The sequence below is a fragment of the Amycolatopsis sp. NBC_01307 genome (genome assembly GCF_035975215.1).
Classification (GTDB): domain Bacteria; phylum Actinomycetota; class Actinomycetes; order Mycobacteriales; family Pseudonocardiaceae; genus Amycolatopsis.
The window spans coordinates 3,019,145-3,042,224 of the sequence record NZ_CP108403.1 but is presented as its reverse complement, the minus strand read 5'-3'; the positions used below and the strand labels follow the sequence as shown (position 1 = coordinate 3,042,224).

25 protein-coding genes and 1 pseudogene are annotated in these 23,080 nt (G+C 71.8%); 9 read left to right on the top strand and 17 right to left on the bottom strand.

The features are described 5' to 3' along the window. Positions 1-72: 72 nt before the first annotated feature. Positions 73-555, bottom strand: a complete 483-nt coding sequence (locus OG439_RS12780) for a MarR family winged helix-turn-helix transcriptional regulator (protein ID WP_247051767.1) — start codon at positions 553-555, stop codon at positions 73-75. A gap of 224 nt (positions 556-779) precedes the next feature. On the opposite strand from OG439_RS12780, the gene OG439_RS12775 reads away from it, so the two are divergent. Further along, positions 780-3,068 (top strand): excinuclease ABC subunit UvrA, encoded by a 2,289-nt coding sequence (locus OG439_RS12775; protein ID WP_326949597.1) that lies wholly within the window; start codon positions 780-782, stop codon positions 3,066-3,068. A 55-nt stretch (positions 3,069-3,123) separates the two neighbouring features. Continuing rightward, positions 3,124-4,299 carry an LLM class flavin-dependent oxidoreductase gene (locus OG439_RS12770; RefSeq protein WP_326949596.1) on the top strand — a complete coding sequence of 392 codons (1,176 nt, stop codon included), beginning with the start codon at positions 3,124-3,126 and terminating at the stop codon, positions 4,297-4,299. A gap of 4 nt (positions 4,300-4,303) precedes the next feature. Here OG439_RS12770 and OG439_RS12765 read toward each other — a convergent pair whose 3' ends face one another. Beyond that, entirely contained in the window at positions 4,304-5,491 is a 1,188-nt protein-coding gene (locus OG439_RS12765; protein WP_326949595.1) for an RNA polymerase sigma factor, read from the bottom strand. Next, positions 5,488-5,832, bottom strand: coding sequence for a YciI family protein (locus OG439_RS12760; protein ID WP_326949594.1), 345 nt, complete (start codon positions 5,830-5,832; stop codon positions 5,488-5,490). The genes OG439_RS12765 and OG439_RS12760 overlap by 4 nt, the downstream gene beginning before the upstream one ends. A gap of 70 nt (positions 5,833-5,902) precedes the next feature. Between OG439_RS12760 and OG439_RS12755 the strand changes: the two genes are divergently transcribed. Further along, positions 5,903-6,949: a site-specific integrase gene (locus tag OG439_RS12755; RefSeq protein WP_247051762.1), complete on the top strand. Its 1,047-nt coding sequence runs from the start codon at positions 5,903-5,905 to the stop codon at positions 6,947-6,949. A 1-nt stretch (position 6,950) separates the two neighbouring features. On the opposite strand, the gene OG439_RS12750 is transcribed toward OG439_RS12755, so the two are convergent. Beyond that, positions 6,951-7,115 carry a hypothetical protein gene (locus tag OG439_RS12750; RefSeq protein WP_326949593.1) on the bottom strand — a complete coding sequence of 55 codons (165 nt, stop codon included), beginning with the start codon at positions 7,113-7,115 and terminating at the stop codon, positions 6,951-6,953. Between the two features lie 25 nt (positions 7,116-7,140). On the opposite strand from OG439_RS12750, the pseudogene OG439_RS12745 reads away from it, so the two are divergent. Together OG439_RS12745 and OG439_RS12740 are read left to right on the top strand one after the other, a co-directional pair. Further along, positions 7,141-7,647: pseudogene (locus OG439_RS12745) on the top strand (CGNR zinc finger domain-containing protein); the annotation flags it as partial. A 116-nt stretch (positions 7,648-7,763) separates the two neighbouring features. Continuing rightward, complete coding sequence (locus tag OG439_RS12740; RefSeq protein ID WP_326949592.1) at positions 7,764-8,540, top strand: SGNH/GDSL hydrolase family protein; 777 nt, start codon at positions 7,764-7,766, stop codon at positions 8,538-8,540. Here the strand turns inward: OG439_RS12740 and OG439_RS12735 are convergent. The 6 genes from OG439_RS12735 to OG439_RS12710 form a co-directional block, all read right to left on the bottom strand. After that, on the bottom strand, positions 8,520-9,134 hold the full coding sequence (locus OG439_RS12735; protein WP_326949591.1) for a TetR/AcrR family transcriptional regulator: 615 nt from the start codon (positions 9,132-9,134) through the stop codon (positions 8,520-8,522). The two genes, OG439_RS12740 and OG439_RS12735, sit on opposite strands and share 21 nt — an antisense overlap. After that, the gene (locus OG439_RS12730; protein WP_326949590.1) at positions 9,115-9,591 is read right to left on the bottom strand and encodes an SRPBCC family protein; all 477 of its coding nucleotides are present in this window, start codon (positions 9,589-9,591) and stop codon (positions 9,115-9,117) included. The genes OG439_RS12735 and OG439_RS12730 overlap by 20 nt, the downstream gene beginning before the upstream one ends. Continuing rightward, positions 9,588-9,908 (bottom strand): metalloregulator ArsR/SmtB family transcription factor, encoded by a 321-nt coding sequence (locus tag OG439_RS12725; RefSeq protein WP_247051755.1) that lies wholly within the window; start codon positions 9,906-9,908, stop codon positions 9,588-9,590. Before OG439_RS12725 ends, OG439_RS12730 begins: the two co-directional genes overlap by 4 nt. 26 nt (positions 9,909-9,934) lie before the next feature. After that, on the bottom strand, positions 9,935-11,464 hold the full coding sequence (locus OG439_RS12720; protein ID WP_326949589.1) for an FAD-dependent monooxygenase: 1,530 nt from the start codon (positions 11,462-11,464) through the stop codon (positions 9,935-9,937). Positions 11,465-11,545: 81 nt separating this feature from the next. After that, positions 11,546-12,166, bottom strand: coding sequence for an acyl-CoA-like ligand-binding transcription factor (locus tag OG439_RS12715; RefSeq protein ID WP_326949588.1), 621 nt, complete (start codon positions 12,164-12,166; stop codon positions 11,546-11,548). 54 nt (positions 12,167-12,220) lie between these two features. Continuing rightward, positions 12,221-12,541 (bottom strand): hypothetical protein, encoded by a 321-nt coding sequence (locus OG439_RS12710; protein WP_326949587.1) that lies wholly within the window; start codon positions 12,539-12,541, stop codon positions 12,221-12,223. 155 nt (positions 12,542-12,696) lie between these two features. On the opposite strand from OG439_RS12710, the gene OG439_RS12705 reads away from it, so the two are divergent. Next, a complete protein-coding gene (locus tag OG439_RS12705; protein ID WP_326949586.1) occupies positions 12,697-14,043 on the top strand; it encodes an MFS transporter in 1,347 nt (448 codons plus the stop codon). Positions 14,044-14,106: 63 nt separating this feature from the next. Here OG439_RS12705 and OG439_RS12700 read toward each other — a convergent pair whose 3' ends face one another. From OG439_RS12700 to OG439_RS12670, 7 genes are all read right to left on the bottom strand, one after another. Continuing rightward, positions 14,107-15,474 carry an SPFH domain-containing protein gene (locus tag OG439_RS12700; RefSeq protein WP_326951536.1) on the bottom strand — a complete coding sequence of 456 codons (1,368 nt, stop codon included), beginning with the start codon at positions 15,472-15,474 and terminating at the stop codon, positions 14,107-14,109. 88 nt (positions 15,475-15,562) lie between these two features. Further along, the gene (locus OG439_RS12695; RefSeq protein WP_326949585.1) at positions 15,563-16,036 is read right to left on the bottom strand and encodes an SPFH domain-containing protein; all 474 of its coding nucleotides are present in this window, start codon (positions 16,034-16,036) and stop codon (positions 15,563-15,565) included. A gap of 11 nt (positions 16,037-16,047) precedes the next feature. Beyond that, on the bottom strand, positions 16,048-16,482 hold the full coding sequence (locus tag OG439_RS12690; RefSeq protein WP_326949584.1) for an NfeD family protein: 435 nt from the start codon (positions 16,480-16,482) through the stop codon (positions 16,048-16,050). An 84-nt stretch (positions 16,483-16,566) separates the two neighbouring features. Next, positions 16,567-17,379 carry a DUF3097 domain-containing protein gene (locus OG439_RS12685; protein WP_326949583.1) on the bottom strand — a complete coding sequence of 271 codons (813 nt, stop codon included), beginning with the start codon at positions 17,377-17,379 and terminating at the stop codon, positions 16,567-16,569. Positions 17,380-17,430: 51 nt separating this feature from the next. Then, on the bottom strand, positions 17,431-18,318 hold the full coding sequence (locus OG439_RS12680; RefSeq protein WP_326949582.1) for an aminoglycoside phosphotransferase family protein: 888 nt from the start codon (positions 18,316-18,318) through the stop codon (positions 17,431-17,433). After that, complete coding sequence (locus tag OG439_RS12675) at positions 18,318-19,133, bottom strand: SCO1664 family protein (RefSeq protein WP_326949581.1); 816 nt, start codon at positions 19,131-19,133, stop codon at positions 18,318-18,320. The genes OG439_RS12680 and OG439_RS12675 overlap by 1 nt, the downstream gene beginning before the upstream one ends. Positions 19,134-19,135: 2 nt before the next feature. Further along, positions 19,136-19,711, bottom strand: coding sequence for a DUF3090 domain-containing protein (locus OG439_RS12670; RefSeq protein WP_326949580.1), 576 nt, complete (start codon positions 19,709-19,711; stop codon positions 19,136-19,138). A gap of 76 nt (positions 19,712-19,787) precedes the next feature. Here OG439_RS12670 and OG439_RS12665 point away from each other — a divergent pair, with 76 nt between their 5' ends. From OG439_RS12665 to OG439_RS12655, 3 genes are read left to right on the top strand one after another with little or no spacing between them, the layout of a single operon-like run. Continuing rightward, a complete protein-coding gene (locus OG439_RS12665) occupies positions 19,788-21,713 on the top strand; it encodes a prolyl oligopeptidase family serine peptidase (RefSeq protein ID WP_326949579.1) in 1,926 nt (641 codons plus the stop codon). Then, positions 21,710-22,615 (top strand): S66 peptidase family protein, encoded by a 906-nt coding sequence (locus OG439_RS12660; RefSeq protein ID WP_326949578.1) that lies wholly within the window; start codon positions 21,710-21,712, stop codon positions 22,613-22,615. The genes OG439_RS12665 and OG439_RS12660 overlap by 4 nt, the downstream gene beginning before the upstream one ends. Beyond that, positions 22,612-23,025: a TIGR03668 family PPOX class F420-dependent oxidoreductase gene (locus OG439_RS12655; RefSeq protein ID WP_326949577.1), complete on the top strand. Its 414-nt coding sequence runs from the start codon at positions 22,612-22,614 to the stop codon at positions 23,023-23,025. The genes OG439_RS12660 and OG439_RS12655 overlap by 4 nt, the downstream gene beginning before the upstream one ends. The last annotated feature ends 55 nt before the right edge of the window (positions 23,026-23,080 follow it).

Here is a 23,080-nt window from a genome sequence, read left to right as displayed (position 1 = left end):
GTTTGAGCCGGTCACAGCCAGGGAAACCGTAACGGGACGTGAGCGTCTGGGGGCCAGGCGTGACCGCGCGGATCAAACGTCGCGAAGCGGGAAAGGCTGGGGTGTGGAGTGCAGTGCGTCGGCGACCTTCTGGCAGAGCTCGGCGAAGAGCTGGGCTTCGCCCGATGTGAGCGCCACGCCGGCGACCTTGGCCGTCTCGCGGCGGCCCTGAGCGGCCCGCATGAGGAACTCTTCGCCTTCGGCGGTCAGCGAGGTCGTCTGCTCGCGCCGGTCGGTGCCGCGGGAGGCCTGCTCGATCAGGAACTGGTCCTTGAGCACGCGCAGCACCTTGGACGTGCTCTGGCGCGAGATGCCCAGGGACTCGCCGATCGCCGAGGGCGTCAGCGGGCCGTGGATCCGCAGGGTTTCGAGCACGTCGTACTGCGACCAGGTGATCTTCTCCGGCGTCGCGCGCGTGCGCCGCGCCACCAGCACGCATTGCATGTACGACAACGCGTTCTCGAGTTCGCCGGGCGGACCCGGCGGAGCGGTCGGGGAACCGTGGAACTTGGTCATAACCCACCTCCGCTTTCGAGGGAAAGCGCACCGCAATCGGAAAGCCCGAGGATATCATCTTCTGTTCGCGCACAGGCCATACGGCGCTCGCGATACACCTGCCGCCGGTCCGTCACCCGGCCGTGACGGACTCGGGATGGTAAAGTGATTGCCCGAAGGCAATCAATCGTCCGATCGACCACCGGGTCGCGTGGCTTCGGCCCCGGGACGAGGAGGCGCAGGTCATGGCGAACCGGCAGACCCGCCGCACCGGCGGCCACATCGTGCTCGAAGGTGCGTGTGAGAACAACCTGAAGAACGTCTCGCTCTGCATCCCCAAGGGTGAGATCACCGTGTTCACCGGCGTATCGGGCTCAGGGAAATCGTCGATCGTGTTCGACACGATCGCGGTCGAGTCCCAGCGCCAGCTCAGCGAGACCTTCAGCTGGTTCATCCGCAACCGGCTGCCCAAGCACGAACGCCCGCGCGCGGAACGGATGTCGAACCTGTCGACGGCGATCGTGGTGGACCAGAAGCCGATCGGCGGCAACGCCCGCTCGACCGTCGGCACGATGAGCGAGATCCACGCGATGCTCCGCGTGCTGTTCTCCCGCTACGGGAAGCCGAGCGCGGGGTCGTCGAACCTCTACTCGTTCAACGACCCGCAGGGCATGTGCGAGGAGTGCCAGGGCCTGGGCAAGACCACCAAGCTGGACCTGGACCTGCTGATCGACCGCGACAAGACGCTCAACGAGGGCGCGCTGGACTCCCCGCTGTTCGCGATCGGCACCTACATGTGGCAGCTCTACGCGCAGTCTGGACTGTTCGATCCGGACAAACCGCTGAAGAAGTTCACGAAGAAGGAATGGGAGCTGCTGCTGCACGGCGGCGGCTTCCGGGTGGACCGCTCGGGCAAGCGGCAGAACTACTCGAACGAGTACGAGGGTGTCGTCGTCAAGCTCAACCGGCGATACCTCAAAAACGGCCTCGACACGCTCAAGGAGCGTGACCGCCGCGAAGTGGAGAAGATCGTCGCCGCCGGCCCGTGCGCCGTCTGCAAGGGCGGCCGGCTGAACCAGGCCGCGCTGGCGTCGAAGATCAACGGCAAGAACATCGCCGACCACTGCGCGCTGGAGGTCAGCGAGCTGATCGCCGAGCTGAAGGCGATCGACATCCCGGCGGCGAAGTCGGTGCTCGCGGGCGCGCTCGCGGCGCTGGAACGCGTCGAGTCGATCGGGCTGGGTTACCTCAGCCTCGACCGGGAGACCTCGACGCTCTCGGGCGGTGAGGGCCAGCGGCTCAAGACGGTCAAGCACCTGGGCAGCAGCCTCACCGACCTCACCTACGTCTTCGACGAGCCGAGCGTCGGACTGCACCCCCGTGACGTGCACCGGCTCAACGAACTGCTGTGCGCGCTGCGGGACAAGGGCAACACGGTGCTGGTCGTCGAGCACGACCGCGACGTCATCGACATCGCCGACCACGTCGTCGACATGGGCCCCGGCGCCGGCACGCACGGCGGTGAGGTCGTGTTCGAGGGGACGGTCAAGCAGCTGCGCCGCTCCTCGACGCTCACCGGCAAGTGCCTGACGCACATCCCGGGGCTCAAGGAGGGCTTCCGCGAGCCGACCGGGCAGCTGCCGATCGAGAAGGCCGACCTGCACAACCTGCACGACGTGTCGGTCGACGTCCCCACCGGCGTCCTCACCGTGGTGACCGGCGTGGCGGGCTCGGGCAAGAGCACGCTGATCTCGGGCTCGTTCCGCCGGCAGCACCCGGACGCGGTGATGATCGACCAGTCGGCCATCGGGGTTTCGACGCGGTCGACGCCGGCGACCTACCTCGACGTCATGGACGTGATCCGCAAGCTGTTCGCCGAGGCCAACAACGCGCAGCCGGGGCTGTTCAGCTTCAACTCCGAGGGCGGCTGCCCGGAGTGCAAGGGCCGCGGGGTCATCGAGACCGACCTGGCCTACATGGACCCGGTGACGACCGTCTGCGAAGCGTGCGACGGCCGCCGCTACTGCCCCGAGGTGCTGGACAAGACGTTGCGGGGCAAGAACATCGTCGACGTGCTCGCGCTGACCGTCGAGGAAGCCCTCGGCTACTTCACCGAAGAGCCGATCACGAAGAAGCTGGAACTGCTGACCGAGGTCGGGCTGTCGTACCTGACGCTGGGCCAGCCGCTCTCGACGTTGTCCGGCGGTGAGCGGCAGCGCGTCAAGCTCGCGCACCGGCTGCGCGAGACCGGCAACGTCTACCTGTTCGACGAACCGACCACCGGCCTGCACATGGCCGACATCGGGCACCTGCTGGACCTGCTCGACCGCTTGGTGGACGGCGGCAACACGGTCGTGGTGATCGAACACGACCTCGACGTCGTGAAGCACGCGGACTGGGTGATCGACCTGGGCCCGGAGGCCGGCCGCCACGGTGGCCGGGTGCTGTTCGAGGGCACTCCAGAGAAGCTGCTCAAGGACAAGAAGTCCTACACCGCCGAATATCTGCGCGCGGATCTCGAACACGCCAAGTGATTTCGGCGTTTCCCGTTGACCTGAAAGAAGAACAACTATCCGATAGGAGATGCGCATGTCCCGTGGCACCACGAAGGACCGCCTCCCCGACGGGCAGCTGCGATTCGGCTTCATGTGGCTCAGCTCGCCGACCCCCACCGCGACGTCCAAGGCGGTCGCCGACCGCAACCCGGACGCCCTCGACCCCGCCACGCAGATGGACCTGGCCCGCCGGGTCGAAGACATCGGCATGGACTACGTCTTCTTCGCCGACGGCTACATCACCCACGGCGAGAACAGCGCACGCATCGGGCACGCGCAGCCGCACATCTCGGCGCCGATCTACGCACCCGTCGTGATGGCCGCGACGCAGCACATCGGCGTCGTCACCACCATGCACACCCGCTACCTCTCCCCCGGCGTCATCGCCCGCCTCGGCGCCAACCTGGACGCGCTCAGCGGCGGCCGCTGGGGCTGGAACATCGTGCCCGGCTGGAAGACGCCGGAGGCCGAACTCCTCGGCGCGCCCACCGACACCGACCACGACCTGCGCTACAAGATCACCACCGAAGCCGTCGAAGCGGTCAAGACGCTGTGGGCCGCGCGCGGCGAGCACGTCGAGTTCCACGGCGAGTACCACGACCTGCGCGGCAGCCTGATCGGCCCGCACATCGAGCAGCAGCCGTGGCCGTGCCTGTTCAACGCGGGCGTCTCGGCTGCCGGGCAGGAGCTGATCGCGGGCACCTGCGACTTCGCGTTCACCCCGCTGCCCGACGACTACTCGAAGGTCCGCAAGACCGTCGACTCGCTCGCCGAGCGCACCGAGGCGGCCGGGCGGTCACCGCTGGACGTCAACATGGCCGGCGCGGTCGGCGTGCTGCTCGGCCGGACCGACGCCGAGGCGCAGGAGAAGTTCGAGTGGGTCCGCGACTCGCTCGACATGGGCGCCGCCCGCGACATCGCGACCGAGCTGATGGGCGGCAGCGAGACCTACCAGGAGAACTACGAGGGCGAGTTCGACGACATCGCCCGCACGATCGGTCTCGCGTGCGGCAGCAAGGTGCTGGTCGGCTCGCCGGAGACGGTCGCCGAGCAGCTGCTGGACCTGCACCACGAGACCGGCGTCCGCGGGTTCATGTTCCTGCCGGTGATGTACGACGCCGAGCAGATCCGGCTGATGGGCGAGGTCTTCCCGTACCTGCAGAAGGCGAACGTCTGGACGCCGCCGGCCGAACGTGGCTGGAGCTGGTGACACGCTAGCCGCACGCGGCGAGTTTTCGTTCCAGCAACGCTCTTTCCGCGGCGTTGTGAGTCAGCTCGATCGCCGTCGTGTACGCCGTGACCGCGTCCTGCCGGCGCCCGAGGCGCTCGAGCAGGTCCGCTCGGATCGCGTGGTAGAGCGGGAATCCGCCGAGGTCGAGGTCCTCGACCAGGACGAGCCCGGCGGCGGGCCCCTCGACCTCGGCGACGGCGATCGCCCGGTTCAGCGCCACCACCGGAGTCGGGGTGAGCGCGAGGAGCTGGTCGTAGAGCTGCTTGACCTGCGCCCAGTCGGTGGGGGCGTCGCTGTGGACGGCGTTGATCGCCGCCTGGATCTGGTACGGGCCCGGCTGGTTCCGCCGCAGGCAGCGGCGGACGATCCCCTGGCCCTCGGCGATCAGGCCCGCGTCCCAGCGGGCGCGGTCCTGATCGGCCAGGAGCACGAGGTCGCCGTCGGCGGTGGTGCGGGCGCCGCGCCGGGAGTCGACGAGCAGCATCAGCGCGAGCAGGCCCCAGACCTCGGGTTCGTCCGGCAGCAGGCCGGTGAGGACCCGGGTGAGGCGGATCGCCTCACGGCACAGGTCTTCGCGGACCAGGTCGGCGCCGGCGCTGGCCGTGTAGCCCTCGGTGAAGATCAGGTAGAGCACGGCCAGCACTGCCGCCAGCCGGTCGGGCAGGTCGGTGTCCTGGGGGACGCGGTACGGGATGCCGGCGTCGCGGATCTTGTTCTTCGCGCGGACGATGCGCTGGGCCATCGTGGCCTCGCCGACCAGGAACGCGCTCGCGATCTCGGCGGTGGTCAGGCCGCCGAGCAACCGCAGGGTGAGCGCGACCTGGGCGGTGGGGGCCAGCGCGGGGTGGCAGCAGGTGAAGATCAGCCGGAGCCGGTCGTCGGGCACGGCGCCCTCCTCGACGGACTCGGTCTCGGCGTGCAGCAGCGCGGCCTGGGCGTGTTTGTCTTCGCGCGCGTACTCGCGGCGCAGCCGATCGACGGCCCGGTTCCGGGCGGTGGTGATGATCCAGCCGGCCGGGCTGGGCGGCTGCCCGGACTCCGGCCACCGCCGGACGGCCTCGGCGAACGCGTCCTGGACGGCTTCCTCGGCGATGTCGATGTTCCCGAAGACCCGCACCAGCACGGACACCGCTCGCCCGTACTCGGCGGCGAAGACGCGTTCGACGCTCACGTGCCGTCGGCGAAGGGCCGCACCTCGACGGGCAGCGGCGCGACGGCGTCGGCGAGCCGGCGGCCCCACGCCAGGGCGGCGTCGAGGTCGGGCGCGGTGATGATGGTGAACCCGCCGAGGTGTTCGCGGCCTTCGGCGAAGGGCCCGTCGATGAGGAGTGGCTCCCCGGCCCGCACCACGGTGGCGCTCGACGGCGGGTGCAGTCCCCCGGCGAACACCCAGGCCCCGGCGGTCTTGAGGTCGGCGTTGAGCGCGTCGAGCTTCCCGGTGACCTCGGCGAGCACGTCCGGCGGCGGGGTCGGGCCGTCGGGCTGGTAGATGCTGAGCAGGTAGTGCGTCACGGCAGGATCATGGCACGACGACCCGCGCGGGCTCCGGCCCGCGGAGATCGACATCCCGTAACCTCGGCGGGTGCCTGGCGACCTGGAACCGGTGACCGACGCGGCCCTGGCCGCCGCGAGCCCGGAAGACCGGCTCGCGCTGCTGGACGAGGCCGCCACCCGGCACGTCGACGGGCAACGGCCGCCCAACACGCTCAAGGCCTACGCGCAGGACTGGCAGGTGTGGCAGGACTACACCGCCGAGACCGGGATCCCGCCGCTGTCGGCGTCGATCGGCGCGCTGACGGGGTTCGTCGTGTGGCTCGAACGCGGGCGGACGCTGCGCCCGGACGAACGTGTCGTGCCTGAGGTGCCGGAGCGGGCCGCCCCGGCGGCGCCGTCGACGATCGAACGGCGGCTGACCGGCGCGCTCGCGGGGCTGCGGCACCACAAGGTCGTCATCGACACCGAGGCGAGCCGCGCGGCCTGGCGGGCGTTGAAGGGCTATCGGCAGCGGCTCGCGCGCGAAGGCGTCAAGCTCGGCCGCGGCAAGGCCACCATGGTAACCCTCCCCGACCTGCGGGCGATGTCGCGGGCCTGCCCGGACACGCTCGCCGGCGCGCGTGACCGGGCGATGCTGCTGATCGGGTTCCCGATCGCCGCGCGGTGCTCGGACCTGGCGAACCTGCTGGTCACCGACGTCGAGCCGGTCGACGACCGGGGTCTGGCGATCACCGTGCGACACGGCAAGAGCACCGGTGACATGGTCGTGCCGCGGCGGGAGAGCCCGGACACCGATCCGGTCCGGGCGTGGCACGCGTGGCGTTCGGGCGCCGGGATCGGCGACGGGCCCGCGTTCCGCCGGGTCGACCGGCACGGCAACGTCGGCGTGCCGGCGCTGAGCACGACCGGCGTCAACCAGATCCTCACCCGGGCCGGTGTCCGCGCCGGGCTGCCGTACCCGGTGACCGGGCACTCCCTGCGGTCCGGGTTCGCCACGGAAGCGCGCCGCGCCGGGGCCGACGACCTCGCGATCGCCGACCAGGGCCGGTGGGTGCGCGGCAGCCGCGCGCTGTACGAGTACATCCGCCGCGTCGACCAGTGGGACGACAACGCGGCGGGCGTGCTCGACCTCTGACTCACCGGGTCAGCTGCCCTCTCGTCGCGCCGACGACTTCGCCGTCGAGGCGCGCGAGCCAGCTGCCGCAGACGCAGCGCACGTACTCGAGCCGGTGGGAAACGGGCTGGGCCGCGGGCAGTTCGGCGAGCGGCCAGCCGCAGCGGGGGCAGCGGGTGGTGTCCATGCTTCGATCGTGCTGTAATGACTCAGTGCACTTCAACCCTTACGGCGGACCGGCCGCACAGGTCGCCGCCGACCTGGTCAACGCGGGCTCGGCCAGCGAGCTGTTCGACGCGATGGTCGGCAACGGCATGTCCATCGCCGCACTGACCGGCGACGAGGCCGCGCGCATCGGCGCCTGGGCCGCCCGGCTGCGGCCGGTGTTCGCCGCGACGCCGGCCGAACGCGTCGACCTCGTCAACGCGCTGCTCACGGAGTCGGCGTGCCGGCCGTACATCGCCAGCCACGACGGCAAACCGCCCCACCTGCACTACTCCGAGGAGGACGCCGGCCCGGTCGGCCGCGTCCGCGCCTACACCTCCGGCGGCTTGGCCCACCTGGTCTGCGAAGCGCCGGACCGGCTCGGCATCTGCGGCCGCGAAGGCTGCGAAACGGCGTACGTCGACACCTCGCGCAACGGCCGCCGCCGCTTCTGCTCGACCCGCTGCGCGACCCGCGTCCACGTCGCCGACCACCGCGCCCGGCAGCTCACGGCAGCTCACGGCCTAGTTCCGCGCCCGCCAAGCGAGGACCATCAGGAAGGACGTCTCGTACCACGCCGGAGCGGAACCGGGTCTCCGGGTGATCGGCGTCGCTGCCTAGACTGGATCTCATGAGCAAGCGCTTAGTAGCACTGGGGGACTCGTTCACCGAAGGCGTCGGAGACGACGATCCGGCCGCTCCCAACGGTGTGCGCGGCTGGGCCGACCGCACCGCCGAGGAGCTCGCGGCCCACGAGCCGGGCTTCCGGTACGCCAACCTCGCCATCCGCGGCAAGCTGATGGGGCAGGTGCTCGCCGAGCAGCTCGAGCCGGCCCTGGCCATGGCGCCCGACCTCGTGACGCTCTACGCGGGCGGCAACGACCTGATGCGGCCCAAGGTCGACATCGACGCGCTGATGGACGCCTACGAGACCGCCGTCGCCCGGATTCGCGCGACCGGGGCCCGGCTGGTGCTGTTCACCGGCGTCGACGGCGTCGAGGACCCGCTGTTCCGCACGATCCGCGGACGGGTCGCGATCTACAACGAACACGTCCGCGGTATCGCGGCGCGCCACGACGCGCTGCTGGTCGACATGTGGGGCATGCGGCAGCTGCGCGACCGGCGGCGCTGGGCGCCGGATCGCTTGCACCTCAACGCTTTCGGCCACACCGAGGTCGCCATCGCGGTGCTGGACGCCCTCGGCGTGACGCACCCGCTCACCGCGGCCGTGCTGGGCCCGCGCGAGGTGCTCAGCCCCGCCGAGCGCCGCAGCCGGAACCTTCGGTGGGCCCAAGAGCACGCGGTGCCGTGGGTGCGGCGCCGGCTGCGCGGTGAGTCGTCCGGGGACACGATGACCGCGAAGCGGCCCACGCTGGAGCCGATCGGCTCAGCCGCGCTCCCCCGCTGACGCGCGGGGGCGGAGGCCGTCGAAGAGGATCGCCACGGCCCGGTCGCGCAGGTGCGCGTCCGGGCCGGCGTACTCGGCGGCCCGCGCGGTGCCGATGATCACCGTGATCAGCTCGCCGACGACGAGGTCGTCGCGGACCGCGCCGACGCCCTGCGCCCGCGAGAGCAGCACGCCGAGCGCCTCGATCAGCCGCGTGCCGATGTCGGACTCCGTCTTCGGCACTGTGACGCCGGCCGCGGTGAGCGCCTCGAAGTAGGCGTTCTTGGCGCTCGACATCTCGATCCAGCTGGTCAGGAACGCGAAGAACGCGCCACCCGGGTCGCCGGACTCCGCCGCGACGACGGATTCGGCCTCGTCGACGAACCGCTGCAGCCGCGCGTAGAGCACCGCTTCGAGGAGGGCTTCCTTCGTCGGGAAGTGCCGGAAGACGGTGCCGATGCCGACCCCCGCGGCGCGCGCGACCTCTTCGGTCGGCGCCCCGGTGCCCTTGGTGGCGAAGACGCTCTCGGCGGCTTCCAGCACGCGGGCCCGGTTGCGCCGGGCGTCGGCTCGCAGCGGCTTCGACTCGGTGGGATCAGCGGCGGCGGGGGTCACCACCCGATGGTAGCTGTGCCTCGTCGGTCAGCGTGTCCAGCAGCCGGGCCAGGGCCCGCGGCACGTGGGAACGCCAGCCGCCGCCCATGATCCGCCGGGACATCCGCTGGAACTCGTCGTCGGGGTCGAACCCCTCGTGGCTGAGGAAGAGCCGGGTGCCGGTGCCTTCGGGCTCGAGGCGCCAGGTGACCGTCCACTGCGGACCCCAGCGGATGCTGAGCTTGCGCTCGGGCTCGACTTCGAGCACCTCGCAGGCCACCGGCCCGCCGGCGAACCCGGCCGCGGGCACCGGCTCGGCCAGCAGCTGGAACCGGTGCCCCACCACGGGTTTGATGTCGTTGGGCATGCTGATCCAGCGTTCGAGCAGGTCCGGTTCGGTGAGCGCGCGCCACACCTTGCGGGCCGGGTGGGCCAGGAACTGGTCGACGTGGATCGCGGTCGGGTCGTCGTCGGTCACAGGTCCTCCTCCTGGTCGAGCAGGTCACGCAGGTTGGCGAGTTTGCCGCGCCAGAAGCGTTCGTACGGGGTGAGCCAGTCCGCGACCTCTTCGAGCGGGGCCGCCTCCAGCCGGTAGACGCGGTTGCGGCCGTGGCGCTGTTCGTCGACCAGGCCGGCCTCCCGGAGCACCCGCAGGTGTTCCGAGAGGCTGGGCCGGGCCATCTCGAACCGCTCGGCGATCGCGCCCGCGGCCATCGGGCCGTCGAGCAGCAGCCGCAGCACTTCCCGCCGGGCGGGGCTGGCCAGTGCGGCGAAGACGTCGTCGTTGACCGGCATGCGCCCGACAATACGTAGGAGATCTCCTACATGTCAACCGGGCTGCCGAACCACCGCTCCAGGGCCGCCCGCAGGGCCTTCCGATCGGCGTCGTCGGGATCTGTCGCGCTCGTCGCCCAGGCGACGTACCCGTCGGGCCGGATCAGCATCGCGGTCGCCTCCTGGTCGGCCTTCCCGGTGACGACGTCGACGCGGCCGGCCCAGCCGGTCACCTCGTCACCGAGCGAGGCCGCCGGGGTCAGGTCGAGCAGCAGCGGCCGGGCCGTCCTGGTCAGCTCGGCGAGGCGGATCCCGTTGGCCAGCACCAGATCCGGGGCCCAGCGGCCGTCGAGCGGGTGGGCGGTGCCCGGCTCGTAGCGGATGTCGGCGCCGGACATCAGGTCCGCGATGTGCTGCACGGTGCTCGGCTGCCGCAGCAGCTCGCCGAACAGCTCCCGCAGCGCCGTGACGTCACTGCCCGGCGCGATCAGCGCCGACTGGGCCTGGGAGTGCATGACGACCCGCTCCGCGACCGGGCGGCGTTCGGCCTCGTAGGTGTCGAGCAGCCCGGCCGGCGCCCGGCCGCCGATCTCGGCGGCGAGCTTCCAGCCGAGGTTGACCGCGTCCTGCAGGCCGAGGTTGAGGCCGGGCCCGCCGATCGCGGAGTGGACGTGCGCCGCGTCGCCGACCAGCAGCACACGACCGGCGCGGAACCGGTCGGCGAGCCGGGTGTTGCGGCCCTTCAGCCGGCGCAGCAGGTGCGGGCCGTCGCCTTCGGGCGGGCCGATCGGCAGGTCGAAGCCGAGGACCCGGCGGACGCTCGCGCGCACTTCGTCGAGGGTCACCGGGCGGTCTTCGTCGTCCTCGTCGTCGTCGCCCCACTCGATGGCGGTGACGCCCGTTCCCGCGGCGAGCGGCGCGTAGACGAAGAGCCCGTGTTCGGTGCGGTAGTGGAACAGCGGCGGGATCACGCCGTGGCCCGGCACGCGCAGGCCACCGGTCGCGGCGTCGATCAGGTCGGCGGGCACGGTGGCGCTCGCGCTGTAGGAGATCGTGCGATCGTCGGTGACGCCGGGGAACCCGATCCCGGCGAGCTTGCGGGTGACGCTCTTGCCGCCGTCCGCGCCGACGACGTACCGCGCGGTCAGCGCGTAGGGCCCGTCCGGGCCGGCGATCTCGACGGTGACCTGCTCGTCGTCCTGCGTCAGGCCGGTCAAGGCGTGGCCTCGGCGGATCTCGACGCCGAGTTCGGCCGCGCGCTCACCGAGTGCTGCTTCGATCCGCCGCTGCGGGACGGGGAGGATGTTCAGCGGGTTGGGTTCGGTGAGGGTGAGGTCGAGCCGCAGGGCGCCGAACACGAAGGCGGGCACGGGCGGGCCGATCGGGCCGGCCAGCCGCTCGTGCAGGCCGCGGCGGTCGAGCAGGCGCACGACCTGGCCGACGAGCCCGTTCGCGCGGGGCGTCGGGCTCGGTTCGGGCAGCGCCTCGAGGACGATCGGGTGGACTCCGGCCAGGGCCAGCTCGCAGGCGAGCATGAGGCCGTTGGGTCCGGCTCCGGCGATGACGACGTCTTCCATGGCGGAACTCCTTGTGCTGGAGCGGAAAAGGGCATGACGAACTCGCCCGGCGGGTGTCGGGCGCCCCAGTGGTGCGATAGGTCAGCGCGGTTCGGGCAGGCCGGCGGCGAGCCGGCCGAACACGTCCCGCAGCAGGGCTTCCATCGACGGCGGCGGGTCGGTACCGAGCCACTGCTGGATCACGACGTGGTGCGCGGCCCCGACCACGGCCGCCACCAGCTGCGGGTAGACGTCCGTGGCGGCGTCGGTGCCGGTGCGTTCGGCGACGGCGAGGGCGAACTCGGCCTCCCCCGCGGTCACCGCCTTGTGCATCTCGCCCTGCAGCGCGGGCTCGGCGACCATCAGCCGGACGCCCTCGATCCACGCCTGGTCCGGCGCGCGCCCCTGCCCCTGCTCGCCGAGCGCGAACCCGGTCAGCACGGCGTGGGTGACGGCCTCCCAGAGCCGCTCCCCGGCCGGCCGCTCGCGCAGCGCGGCCGCGATGGCCCGCGACCGGTCGTACTGCCGGGCCGCGATGGCCTCGCCCTTGCTGCCGAAGTAGTTGCTGAAGGTCCGGGTGGACACCCCGGCCGCGGCGGCGATGTCCTCGACCCGGACGTTGTCCAGCCCCCGTTCGACGGTGAGCCGAATGGCCGCCCAGCTCAGCGCGACGCGCGTCTCCTGCTTCTTGCGCTCACGGAGGCCGCCGGTGTCGAGGTCCATGACTCCAAGGTACAGAAACTTGCCGAATCTGCAAACCTGCCGATTCGGCAAGTTTCAGCCGCGCTCCCGGCCCGGCAGCGGCACCCCACCGAGGAACGCCTCGTACGGACCGGCTGCGTCAGCGTCGACCGCCGGCGAGCCGGGGCCGTAGCGACCGTCGGTCCGATCGCGCTTCGGCCCGGACAGCCAGAACTCTTCGCCGCTGTCGACGTCGACGAAGTTGGCGGAGGACAGGCCCCACCAGCGCCGCAGGGTGCGGCCGTGGACGTAGGCCGTCTGCCAGGTCTTGGAGAACCGGACCCACGCAATCCACGACGGGCCGCGATCGGTGTCGTAACCCGTCTTGAGCTGGAGGTACATGACCCGGCGCGCCATGAGGTGACGGTAACCGGCGCGGCATCGACCCCGCGCGAGGTTTCGCGCGCGCCGGGAGTCCTTCACGGCTTGAACAACTTCTCCGTCATCGATCGCCGAATTCGTCGAGGACCGTCACACTGTTGTGTGACGTCGGTCACCGGAGGTGTTGATAGATGGTCCTCGGAGACAATGGAATCACTCACAAGGTGGAGCCGGACAGCAAGTCAGGGCGGGTGCAAGTACGGCGTGCGGCGCTGGCGAGCTCGATCGGCACGACCATCGAGTGGTACGACTTCTTCCTCTACAACACCGCGGCCGCCCTGGTTTTCCCGCACCTGTTCTTCCCCGCGTCGAGCGCCTACGCCGGGGCGATGCAGTCGTTCGCGACCTATGCGGTCGGCTTCGCGGCCCGCCCGGTCGGGGCCGCGATCTTCGGGCACTGGGGTGACCGGATCGGGCGCAAGACGACGCTGATCGTCACGTTGCTGCTGATGGGCATCTCCTCCGGCGTGGTCGGGCTGCTGCCCGGGACGGCGGCGATCGGGTTCGCGGCACCCCTGATCCTGGTGCTGCTGCGGCTGGTCCAGGGCATCGCGATCGGCGGCGAGTGGAGCGGCTCGGTGCTGCTCGCGATGGAGTGGGGCGACCAGAAGAAACGCGGGCTGCTCGGCAGTTTCGCGCAGATCGGCGTGCCGGTCGGGCTGGTGCTCGGCACCGGCGGCATGACGCTGCTCTCGGCGACGCTCTCCCCCGCGTCCTTCGACTCCTGGGGCTGGCGGCTGCCGTTCCTGGCCAGCCTGATCCTGGTCGCGATCGGCCTGGTGATCCGGCTGAAGATCCTCGAGACGCCGATGTTCGCCAAGCTCATCGAGAAGGGCGAGACCGCGAAGACGCCGGTGCTCGACGCGATCCGCCAGCACTGGCGCGAGATCCTGCTCTCGTCCGGGGTGCGCTTCAGCGAGCAGATGCCGTTCTACCTGTTCACCAGCTACGTGCTGATCTACGTCGTGGCGCGCCACGACTTCAGCAAGACGTTCGTGCTCAACGCGGTGCTCGTCGGCGCCGCGCTGGAGCTGCTGATGATCCCGTTGTTCTCGCAGCTGTCCGACCGGTACGGCCGCAAGAAGGTCTACCTGACCGGGGTGGTGCTCACCGGGCTGATCGCGTTCCCCTACTTCGCGATCCTGACCAGCGGCGGGCACGCGCTGGTGTTCGTGATCGTCGTCGTGTCGTTCATCCCGCACGCCCTGCAGTACGGCCCGCAGGCCGCACTCATCGGCGAGAGCTTCCCGACGCACCTGCGTTACGGCGGCGCGGGCCTGGGCTACCAGCTGGCGTCGGTGTTCGCGGGCGGGCCGGCGCCGCTTCTGGCGACGTGGCTGCTGCACCAGACCGGGACGCCGTACTCGATCTCGGGTTACATCGTGCTGTCGGCGATCGTCTCGGTGGTGTGCGTGATCTGGCTGAAGGACCGCTCCCACGCCGACATCGACGACGCGAGCGTCTACCGCCGGGCCTGAAACGCCGCGAAGGCCTCCTTACCGGCCATAAGAGCCGGTAAGGAGGCCTTCACGGACCAAGCGTCAGCGGCGCGGGCCACCGAACGGGGGCTGCTGCGGGAACGGCCCGCTGCCCGGGTTCTGCTGCTGGCCACCGAACTGCCCCGGCGGCGGGGTCTGCGGCGGCGGGCCCTGGTAGGACCCACCCTGCGGCGGACCGGAGTGCTGCTGGGACTGCAGGGGCGACTGCGGCTGGGGCAGGCCGGCGGGCGGCGTCGACGCCTGCTTCGGCGGTGCGGGCGCGGGGGTGACCTCGGTGCCGCGGTCCTCGTCGGCCTCGGGTTCCGGTGCGGGAGCCTGCTGCTGTTGCGGACGCGGGATCTGCGGCCGCGCGGGCGGCGCGCTGCTCGGCACCCCGAGCGCCGGGACCTCCTGGCGCGCCACGGCTTCCGCGGCCGCGACGGCTTCGGCGACCTTCGGGTCGCTCTTCGTCTCGAACCAGTCGGCGACCTCTTCGTCCTCGAGCTCGGGCTTGGCCGGGACGTCGTCGTCCTTCGCCGGCTCGTAGCGGAAGACGCCGTCGTCGCCCGGAGCGCCGAGTGCGCGGGCGAAGCCTTCGAGAGCCTTGCCGTAGTCGCTCGGGATCATCCAGACCTTGTTCGCGTCGCCCTGCGCCATCTGCGGGAGCGTCTGCAGGTACTGGTAGGCCAGCACCTCCGGCGTCGGGCGGCCGGCCTTGATCGCGGCGAACACCTTCTCGATCGCCTTCGCCTGGCCCTGCGCCTGCAGGTAGCGCGCGGCGCGTTCACCCTGCGCCCGCAGGATGCGCGACTGCCGCTCGGCCTCGGCGGCGAGGATGGTGGCCTGACGGGCACCTTCGGCCGAGAGGATCTGGCTCTGCTTCTGGCCCTCCGCGGTCTTGATCGCGGACTCCCGCTGACCTTCCGCGGTGAGGATCATGGCGCGCTTCTCACGGTCGGCGCGCATCTGCTTCTCCATCGAGTCCTGGATGGAGGGCGGCGGGTCGATCGCCTTGAGCTCGACGCGGCCGACGCGGATGCCCCAGCGGCCGGTCGCCTCGTCGAGCACGCCGCGCAGCTGGGTGTTGATCGAGTCGCGCGAGGTCAGCGTCTGCTCGAGGCTCATGCCGCCGACCACGTTGCGGAGCGTGGTGGTGGTGAGCTGCTCGACACCGACGATGTAGTTCGAGATCTCGTAGACCGCGGCACGCGAGTCGGTGACCTGGAAGTACACGACGGTGTCGATCGACACCGTCAGGTTGTCCTCGGTGATGACGGGCTGCGGCGGGAACGAGACGACCTGCTCGCGCAGGTCGATCCGGGCCCGTACCTTGTCCAGGAACGGAACCAGGAAGGTGAGGCCCGGTGACGCCACTGTGCGGAACCGGCCCAGCCGCTCGATCACGGCCGACTGCGCCTGCGGCACGACCATGATCGCCTTGGCCACCACGATGATCACGAACAGGACCACCGCGATGACGGCTATGAGCGCTGCTGTCCCCAAGAGACCTTCTCCTTACCTAGTACCATTCTTGCGCGGTTGACGGCGTTTCGGGCGCCGCGGGCGGACGCACCGTGAGCTCGAGCTCCTTGGTGGTGATCCCCCAGCGTCCCGTGGTGTCGTGCAGGACCGTCCACACTGTACGGTGCAGGTCCTCCGGTGCGGCGACGGCACGCTCGGCGGTCGTCAGGCCGGTCTCCCGCCGCAGCGCGGTCAGGGTCAGCTGTTCGATCGCGACGGCCGGGTTGCCGATTTCGTAGGTGGCCAGCCGCGGGTCCGTGACGGCGAAGGTGACCTCGAACCCGACGAGGACCTCGTGCCCGTCACCCGCTTCGACGGCCCGCGGCGGACAGGACAGGATCTGGTCGCCGAGGTCGACGCGGGCCCGGACGCTGTCGGCGAACGGGGTCACGAAGTGCCGGCCGGGGCCGAGCACGGTGCGGAACCGCCCGAGGCGCTCGATCACCGCGGCCCGGCCTTCGGGCACGCGCACCAGGCCGAGGCTCACAGCTCGGCCGACACGACGGCGGTGGCCCCGGCGATCTCGACCACGGTGACCGCGGTCCCGGGGGCGATCGGCTCGTGCTGTTCGGAAATGCTGCGCGCGGACCAGACGTCCCCGGCGAGTTTCACCTGCCCCGCTTCGAAATCCACTGTGGACACCACGACGGCGCGGGCGCCGATGAGCGCGTCGATGCCGGTGCGGTGGCCGGTGCCGGCGAAGAACCGGCGTTTCAGCGCGGGCCGGACCAGCACGAGCATCCCGACCGAGGTCACGGCGAACACGACGGCGTCGATCAGCAGGTTCCCGGTGAGCACGTCGGAGCCCGCGCCGAACAACGCGGCGACGCCGAGCATGATCAGCACGAAGTCGCCGGAGAGGACTTCCGCGATCATCAGGGCGATGCCGACGACCAACCAGACCACTGCCCATGCCATGGCTTCATGCTCTCAGATCGTGCCGGATAGCACCGGCGGAGTGACGGGACGTGACCCACGCGTGACCTTGGACAAATCAGACATTCAGCCCTCTCCTGTCGGCTCCGTGACGAAGTCGATGAGCCGCTCCACGGCCCCGATGAGCGGGGTCTCGAGGTCGCGGAAACTGCTCACCCCGCTCAGGACACGTTGCCAGCCTTCGAAAGGTTGCCCCCAGCCGAGCGCGTCGCAGATCCCCTGCTTCCACTCGGTGCCGCGCGGGATCCTCGGCCACGCCCTGATCCCCACCGCCTCGGGCCGCACGGCCTCCCAGACGTCGATGTAGGGATGGCCGGTGACCAGCACGTTCTCGTCGCGAACGCCCGCGACGAGCCGGGACTCCTTGCTGCCGGGCACGAGGTGGTCGACCAGCACGCCGAGCCGCCGGCCGGGGCCGGTGCCGAACTCGGCGATCCGGTCGGAGAGCACGTCGACGCCGTCGAGCGGTTCCACGACGACGCCTTCGACGCGCAGGTCGTGGCCCCAGACGCGTTCGACCAGCTCGGCGTCGTGCTTGCCCTCGACCCAGATCCGCGAGTCGCGGGCAACGCGCGCCTGCAGGCCCTGGACCTTGACCGAACCGGACGCCGACACCTGCTTGACCGGCACCTGCACCGTCTTGACCGGCACGAGCGTCACCGGCTTGCCCTCCAGCAGGAACCCGGCGGGCTCGAGCGGGAACACGCGGTGGCGGCCCTTGCCGTCTTCGAGCACGACGTTGCCGTACTCGATCTTGATCACGGCACCGCAGAACCCGCTGGCCGGGTCTTCGACGACCAAGCCGGGCTCGGCGGGGACTTCCGGCACCTTCTTGCGGCGCCGGCCGGCGAGCACGTCGTCATAGGAGTGGGAGCGCACGACCAGCGAAGGTAGTGGCCGGAGCGACCCCGGTGGGTGACGCCACGCCGGTCAGCGCGCCATCTGCAGCAGGGCGTCGGTGAACGGCGTGTGCTCGCCGCGGCGCAGCGGGCCGTGCGCGAGCAGCGGGGCCAGCGCGACGCACCAGGCGTGGACGCGCTCGGCGTCGAGGTGCGGCACGTGCGGCGCGAGCGCGTTGATGCCGTCGTCGATCGTGCCGCCCGCCGCCATGGGCAGGAAGGCCCAGTCGACGGCGTCCATGGCCGGGTCGCCGACGCTGGGGCGCGGGTCGATGGCGACCACGCCGCGGCCGGGGCCGGCGTCGAGGACGTTGCCGGGGTGCAGGTCGCCGTGCACGACCGCGATCGAGCCACCGGTGGCGGCCAGGGAGAGCGCCCGGTCCCGGGCCCTGGCCAGCAGTTCGCGGGTCAGGTGGGGCTCGGCCGCGGACCCGGGGACGGTGCGGTCGGTGATGTCGTACATGAACGTCACCCGGTCGGTCAGCGACGGGAGGCCGGCCGGGGGTGCGACGCCGTGCAGCTGGGTGAGCAGGTCGCCGATCTCGGCCCACGGGACGTCCCGGCCACGCAGCTCGGTGCCGGGGACCAGGCCTTCGAGCAGGATCGCGCCTTCGTCGAGATCGGTGTTGAGGACCTGCACGGCCCGGCGGCAGCCGGTCCACGCGCGCAGTCCCGCGGCCTCGAGCCGGGCGATCTCGGGGTCCGGCGTCAGTTTCAGGACCTGCAGCTCACCGCCGGGGCCGGTGCACAGCAGCGTGCGGCCGGTGTTGCCGGGCCGGGCCTCGCGGACCTCCAGCCCCCAGCGGGCGCTCAGCCCGGCCACGAGGTCCGGGAGGGCGTCGCACCACGGGCCGGCCACGGCCGCGCCGAAGCGGGTCACGAGCCGGGCGCGCGCGGCGGCGTCGAGGACCGCCGGCATCAGAACAGGGGCCAGGGAACCGCGCGCCAGTCGTCGCCGGGCTCGGGGAAGATGCCTTCCGCGAGCAGCAGGTCGGTGCGCTCGGCCAGGGCCCGGATCTCGAACCTGGTGATGTGCTCGGCCAGCTGTTCGCCGAGCTTCCCGTCGATTTCCGAGCGCAGCTTCCGCAGCTTCTCGACGGTATCCGGCGGCACCGGCTCGCCGATCCAGCCCCAGAGCACGGTCCGCAGCTTGGGGTCGGTGTGCAGGCAGATGCCGTGGTCGACGCCGTAGACGCGGCCGTCGACGCCGGGCAGCAGGTGCCCGCCCTTGCGGTCGGTGTTGTTGACGACGATGTCGAGCACGGCCAGATCGCGCAGGCCGGGGTGGTCGGCGTGGGCCAGCACCGCGGGCTCGCCGAACCGGTCGTGGGCGTGCAGCACGACCCGCCAGCCGTCGGGCAGCTCCTCGGGGGCGCGGACCTCGACCAGGTCGTCCTCGGTCGTCTCGATCCACAGCTGGACCATGCCGGGGCCGAACGGGCCGTCGCGCAGCACGGTCGGCGGGATCCCGCCGATGCCGCTGGCCTCGGCGATGATCGCGGTGGCGACCTCGCGGCCGGCGAGCGTGCCGTCGGGGAAGTCCCACAGCGGCTTCTCCCCCGACACCGGCTTGTACACGACGGTGCCGGTGACGCCGTCGAGCTCGATGGCGCAGAACAGCGTGACGTTGGAGGCGTCGACGAGCCGGCCCTCGACGTCGATGCGGCCGTGCGTGACGAGCTCACGCGACGCCGGGTCGGCCGGGTCCGGCTGTGCCACCGGCGTGTCGACCATGGTCAGTCTTCGCCGGCGTCGGTGTCGCGCCGGTAGCCGTTCTGCCGGGGGCAGATGTGCCCGGCCGGGTCGAGCGGCTCGGCACACAGCGGACACGGCTTGCGGCCGGCGTTGACGACGCGGTCGGCGCGCTCGGCGAAGGCCCGCGCGGCGGCCGGGGTGAGGAAGACGCGGACGGCGTCCGGGCCCTCTTCGGTGTCGTCCAGCACGACCGTTTCGTCGACCTCGCCCTCGGTGATGGCGAGCAGCTCGATGACGACGGCGCTGCTGTCGGCGTCCCAGCCGAGGCCCATGGTGCCGACGCGGAACTCCTCCTCGACCGGCACCGTGAGCGGCTCGAGGTCGACGAGGTCGTCGGGCGCGTCGTCGGGCACGTCGGCACCGAAGCGGCTCGCCACCTCCTCGAGCAGCGAGCCGAGGCGTTCCGCGAGGACGACGACCTGCTGTTTTTCGATGGAGACGCTGATCGTCCGCACTTCCTCCGAGGCCTGGAGGTAGAAGGTGCGGTCGCCGGGCTCGCCGACGGTGCCGGCGACGAAGCGATCCGGCTGGCGGAAGACGTGGATTACGCGAGACATAGCACCAACGACCCTAGGCCACCGGCGCATGATCGGCATCCGCCGCCCCTCGTTCCCGGGCCGCTAGCCTCTGGGGGTGTCTCCGATCTCCCCGTACGGAACGTGGTCCTCGCCCATCACCGCCGCCGAGGTGGCCGCCGCCGGCGGCGGCCCGCAGTGGCTCGACGTCGTCGGCGAAGAAGTGTGGTGGGCCGAAGCAAGGCCTGGTGAGCAGGGTCGCGTGGCCCTCGTGCGCGCCGTGGCGGGCGGTGGGACCGAGGACGTGCTCCCGGCGCCGTGGAACGTCCGCAACCGGCTGCACGAGTACGGCGGGAGGCCGTGGGTGGCCGTCGGCGGTGTGGTGGTGTTCACGCACTGGGCCGACCAGCGGGTGTACGCCCAGCGGCCCGAGGGTGTGGTGGCGCTCACTCCGGAGCCCGCGCGGCCCCAGGCCGTCCGCTACGGCGACCTCGGACCGGGCCGGCCCGGTGAGGTCTGGGCGGTGCGCGAGCGCAGTGTCGGCGAGCGCCCGGCCGACGTCGAACGTGAGCTCGTCGCGATCGCGGTGGCCGACGGCGCCGAGCGGGTGCTGGGCGCGAGCCACCACTTCCTGACCGCGGCGAAGCTGTCCCCGGACGGGCGGCACGCGGCGTGGTTCGGCTGGGACCACCCGGCGATGCCGTGGGACGGCACCGAGCTGTGCGTCGCACCCGTGCTCGAAGACGGGAGTTTCGGGCCGCACCGGGTCGTCGCGGGCGGCGCGGACGTGTCCGTCTGCCAGGTCGAGTGGGAGTCGGCGGACACGCTGCTGGCGCTGCTGGACCCGGACGGCTGGTGGAACCTGCACCGCGTCGGCCTCGACGGGACGCTGACCAACCTCGCGCCGGTGGAGCAGGAGCTGGGCGGGCCGCTCTGGAAGCCGGGTGCGCGGTGGTTCGTGCCGCTGGGCGGCGGCCGGCACGCGGTGCTGGCGTCGAGCCGGCTGGCCGTGCTGGACGAGGCGGCCGGGTCGGTGACGACCGTGGCGCACCAGCTGACGGCGTGGTCGAGCACCGGGCTCGCCGCCTACGACGGCGGCGTCGCCGGGGTCGCGGCCGGGCCGATCCGCGAGGCCGGCGTCGTGCACTACGCGATCGACGCGGACCTGCTCACCGACCTGACCGAGCAGCCGGAGCTGGCCGTGGCCCACGTGCCGGTGCCGGACGAGCGGGTCTTCACGACGACCGGCGGCGAGACCGTGCCGGTGGTGCTCTACCCGCCGTCCAACCCGGAGTTCATCGCGCCCGAGGGCGCGGTGCCGCCGCTGCTGGTGCACGTCCACGGCGGCCCGACCGGGCAGCACCTGCCCGTGCTGGACCTGGAGATCGCGTACTTCACCAGCCGCGGGTTCGCCGTCGCGGCCGTCAACTACGGCGGCTCGACCGGGTTCGGCCGCGCCTACCGGGAGCGGCTGCGTGAGCAGTGGGGTGTCGTCGACGTCGCCGACTGCGTCGCGGTGGCCGAGGCGCTGGTGGCGGCCGGGCTGGCCGACGGCGAGCGGCTGGCGGTCCGGGGCGGCAGCGCCGGCGGGTTCACCGCGGCGGCGTCGCTGACCACGACGAAGACCTACCGCGCGGGCACGGTGATGTACCCGATCGTGGACCTCGCCGGGTGGACCGGCGACGGCGGCGAGACGCACGACTTCGAGTCGCGGTACCTGGAAGGCCTGGTCGGGTCGCTGCCCGCGCACCGGCAGCGCTACGTGGACCGGTCGCCGCTGGCGAACGCCGGGGCGCTGGCTGGGCCGGTGCTGTTCCAGCAGGGTCTGGAGGACCGGATCTGCCCGCCGGAGCAGGCGGACCGGTTCGTCGCCGGGCTGGCCGGGCGCGGGATCCCGTACGCCTACCAGCGGTTCCCCGGTGAGCAGCACGGGTTCCGCCGCGCGGAGACGATCGTCGCGGCACTGGAGGCCGAATTGTCCTTCTACGGCCAGGTGTTCGGGTTCGAGGCGCCGGGTGTGCCGCGGCTGGAGCTGTCGCGATGAGGCCGCCGCGGTTGCGGGCGGGCGACACGCTCGCCCTGGTGGCGCCGGCCGGGCCGGTGCCGGCGGATCTGCTGGAGAAGGCGCTGCCGGTGCTGCGCGGCTGGGGTGTCGAGCTGCGGATCGGGCCGTGCGTGCGTGCTTCGGCGGGGTCGCCGCCGTACCTGTCCGGTTCGGACGCCGCGCGGGCGGCGGAGTTCACCGAGGCGTGGTGCGACCCGGGGGTGCGGTGCGTGCTGGCCGCGCGCGGCGGGTACGGCGTGCAGCGGATGCTGGACCTGGTCGACTGGACGGCGTTGCGCGAGGCGGGGCCGAAGGTGCTGGCCGGGTCGAGTGACGTCACGGCGTTGCACCGGGCGGTGGACGTCCACTTGGGACTGTCCAGTTTGTTCTCCCCGATGCCGGCGAGCGTGCTGTTCGACGACGTCGCGGTGGAGCACCTGCGGCGCGCGTTGTTCGAGCCGGAGCGCAATCTCGTCGTGCGGGGCACCGCGGCGTCGACCCTGGTGCCGGGCCGCGCGTCGGGGACGCTCGTGGGCGGGAACCTGTCGTTGCTGGCGGGCGGCATCGGGACGCCGGAGCACGGGTCGGCGCGGGACGCGGTCGTGCTGCTGGAGGACGTCACCGAGAGCGTCTACCGGCTGGACCGGATGCTGACGCAGCTGCTGCGCAGCGGCTGGTTCACCGGCGTCCGCGGGATCGTGCTGGGCTCGTGGGCGGCGTGCGGCGCACCGGCGGACGTCGAGGCGCTGCTGCTGGAGCGGCTGGGCCCGCTGGGGGTGCCGCTGGTGGGCGAGTTCGGGTTCGGGCACGTGGCGTCGTCGCCGACGTTGCCGCTGGGTGTGCCGGTGACCTTGGACGCGGACCTGGGGACGCTGACGTTCGACGCCCCGGCGCTGACATGAGGCTGCCTCCCGAGGAAGCCCGCACCCGGTTCGCCGCCGCCCGGGTGGCCCGGCTGGCAACGGCGTCGGCGGCCGGTGTCCCGCACCTGGTCCCGGTGACGTTCGCGGTGCACGGCGACCGGATCGTCTTCGCGGTGGACCACAAGCCGAAGTCGACGACGGCGTTGCGGCGGTTGGCGAACATCGCGGAGAACCCGTCGGTGAGCTTCCTGACCGACGGCTACGACGAGGACTGGTCACGCCTGTGGTGGACCCGCGCGGACGGCGTGGCGAGGGTCCTCGCCGACACGGACCGCGCCGAGCCGATCTCGTGGCTGGTGGCGAAGTACGAGCAGTACGCGGAGCGTCCGCCGGAGCACGCGGTGGTCTCGACGCTGGTCCACACCTGGCGGGGCTGGGCCGGGTCGTGAGTGTTTAGGAGGGTTAGAACCCTCCTAAACACTCACGACAAGCCGCGGCAGACCC

Coding starts and splice junctions, on each gene's coding strand:
- OG439_RS12700 (WP_326951536.1), bottom strand. CDS start 15,474: ATGGTCGTGCCGCAGGCGCAGTCGGCCGTGATCGAGCGGCTGGGCCGG.
- OG439_RS12655 (WP_326949577.1), top strand. CDS start 22,612: ATGAGGCTGCCTCCCGAGGAAGCCCGCACCCGGTTCGCCGCCGCCCGG.
- OG439_RS12740 (WP_326949592.1), top strand. CDS start 7,764: ATGAGCAAGCGCTTAGTAGCACTGGGGGACTCGTTCACCGAAGGCGTC.
- OG439_RS12780 (WP_247051767.1), bottom strand. CDS start 555: ATGACCAAGTTCCACGGTTCCCCGACCGCTCCGCCGGGTCCGCCCGGC.
- OG439_RS12660 (WP_326949578.1), top strand. CDS start 21,710: ATGAGGCCGCCGCGGTTGCGGGCGGGCGACACGCTCGCCCTGGTGGCG.
- OG439_RS12725 (WP_247051755.1), bottom strand. CDS start 9,908: ATGCCGGTCAACGACGACGTCTTCGCCGCACTGGCCAGCCCCGCCCGG.
- OG439_RS12670 (WP_326949580.1), bottom strand. CDS start 19,711: ATGTCTCGCGTAATCCACGTCTTCCGCCAGCCGGATCGCTTCGTCGCC.
- OG439_RS12720 (WP_326949589.1), bottom strand. CDS start 11,464: ATGGAAGACGTCGTCATCGCCGGAGCCGGACCCAACGGCCTCATGCTC.
- OG439_RS12775 (WP_326949597.1), top strand. CDS start 780: ATGGCGAACCGGCAGACCCGCCGCACCGGCGGCCACATCGTGCTCGAA.
- OG439_RS12680 (WP_326949582.1), bottom strand. CDS start 18,318: ATGCCGGCGGTCCTCGACGCCGCCGCGCGCGCCCGGCTCGTGACCCGC.
- OG439_RS12715 (WP_326949588.1), bottom strand. CDS start 12,166: ATGGACCTCGACACCGGCGGCCTCCGTGAGCGCAAGAAGCAGGAGACG.
- OG439_RS12705 (WP_326949586.1), top strand. CDS start 12,697: ATGGTCCTCGGAGACAATGGAATCACTCACAAGGTGGAGCCGGACAGC.
- OG439_RS12675 (WP_326949581.1), bottom strand. CDS start 19,133: ATGGTCGACACGCCGGTGGCACAGCCGGACCCGGCCGACCCGGCGTCG.
- OG439_RS12750 (WP_326949593.1), bottom strand. CDS start 7,115: ATGGACACCACCCGCTGCCCCCGCTGCGGCTGGCCGCTCGCCGAACTG.
- OG439_RS12710 (WP_326949587.1), bottom strand. CDS start 12,541: ATGGCGCGCCGGGTCATGTACCTCCAGCTCAAGACGGGTTACGACACC.
- OG439_RS12770 (WP_326949596.1), top strand. CDS start 3,124: ATGTCCCGTGGCACCACGAAGGACCGCCTCCCCGACGGGCAGCTGCGA.
- OG439_RS12690 (WP_326949584.1), bottom strand. CDS start 16,482: ATGGCATGGGCAGTGGTCTGGTTGGTCGTCGGCATCGCCCTGATGATC.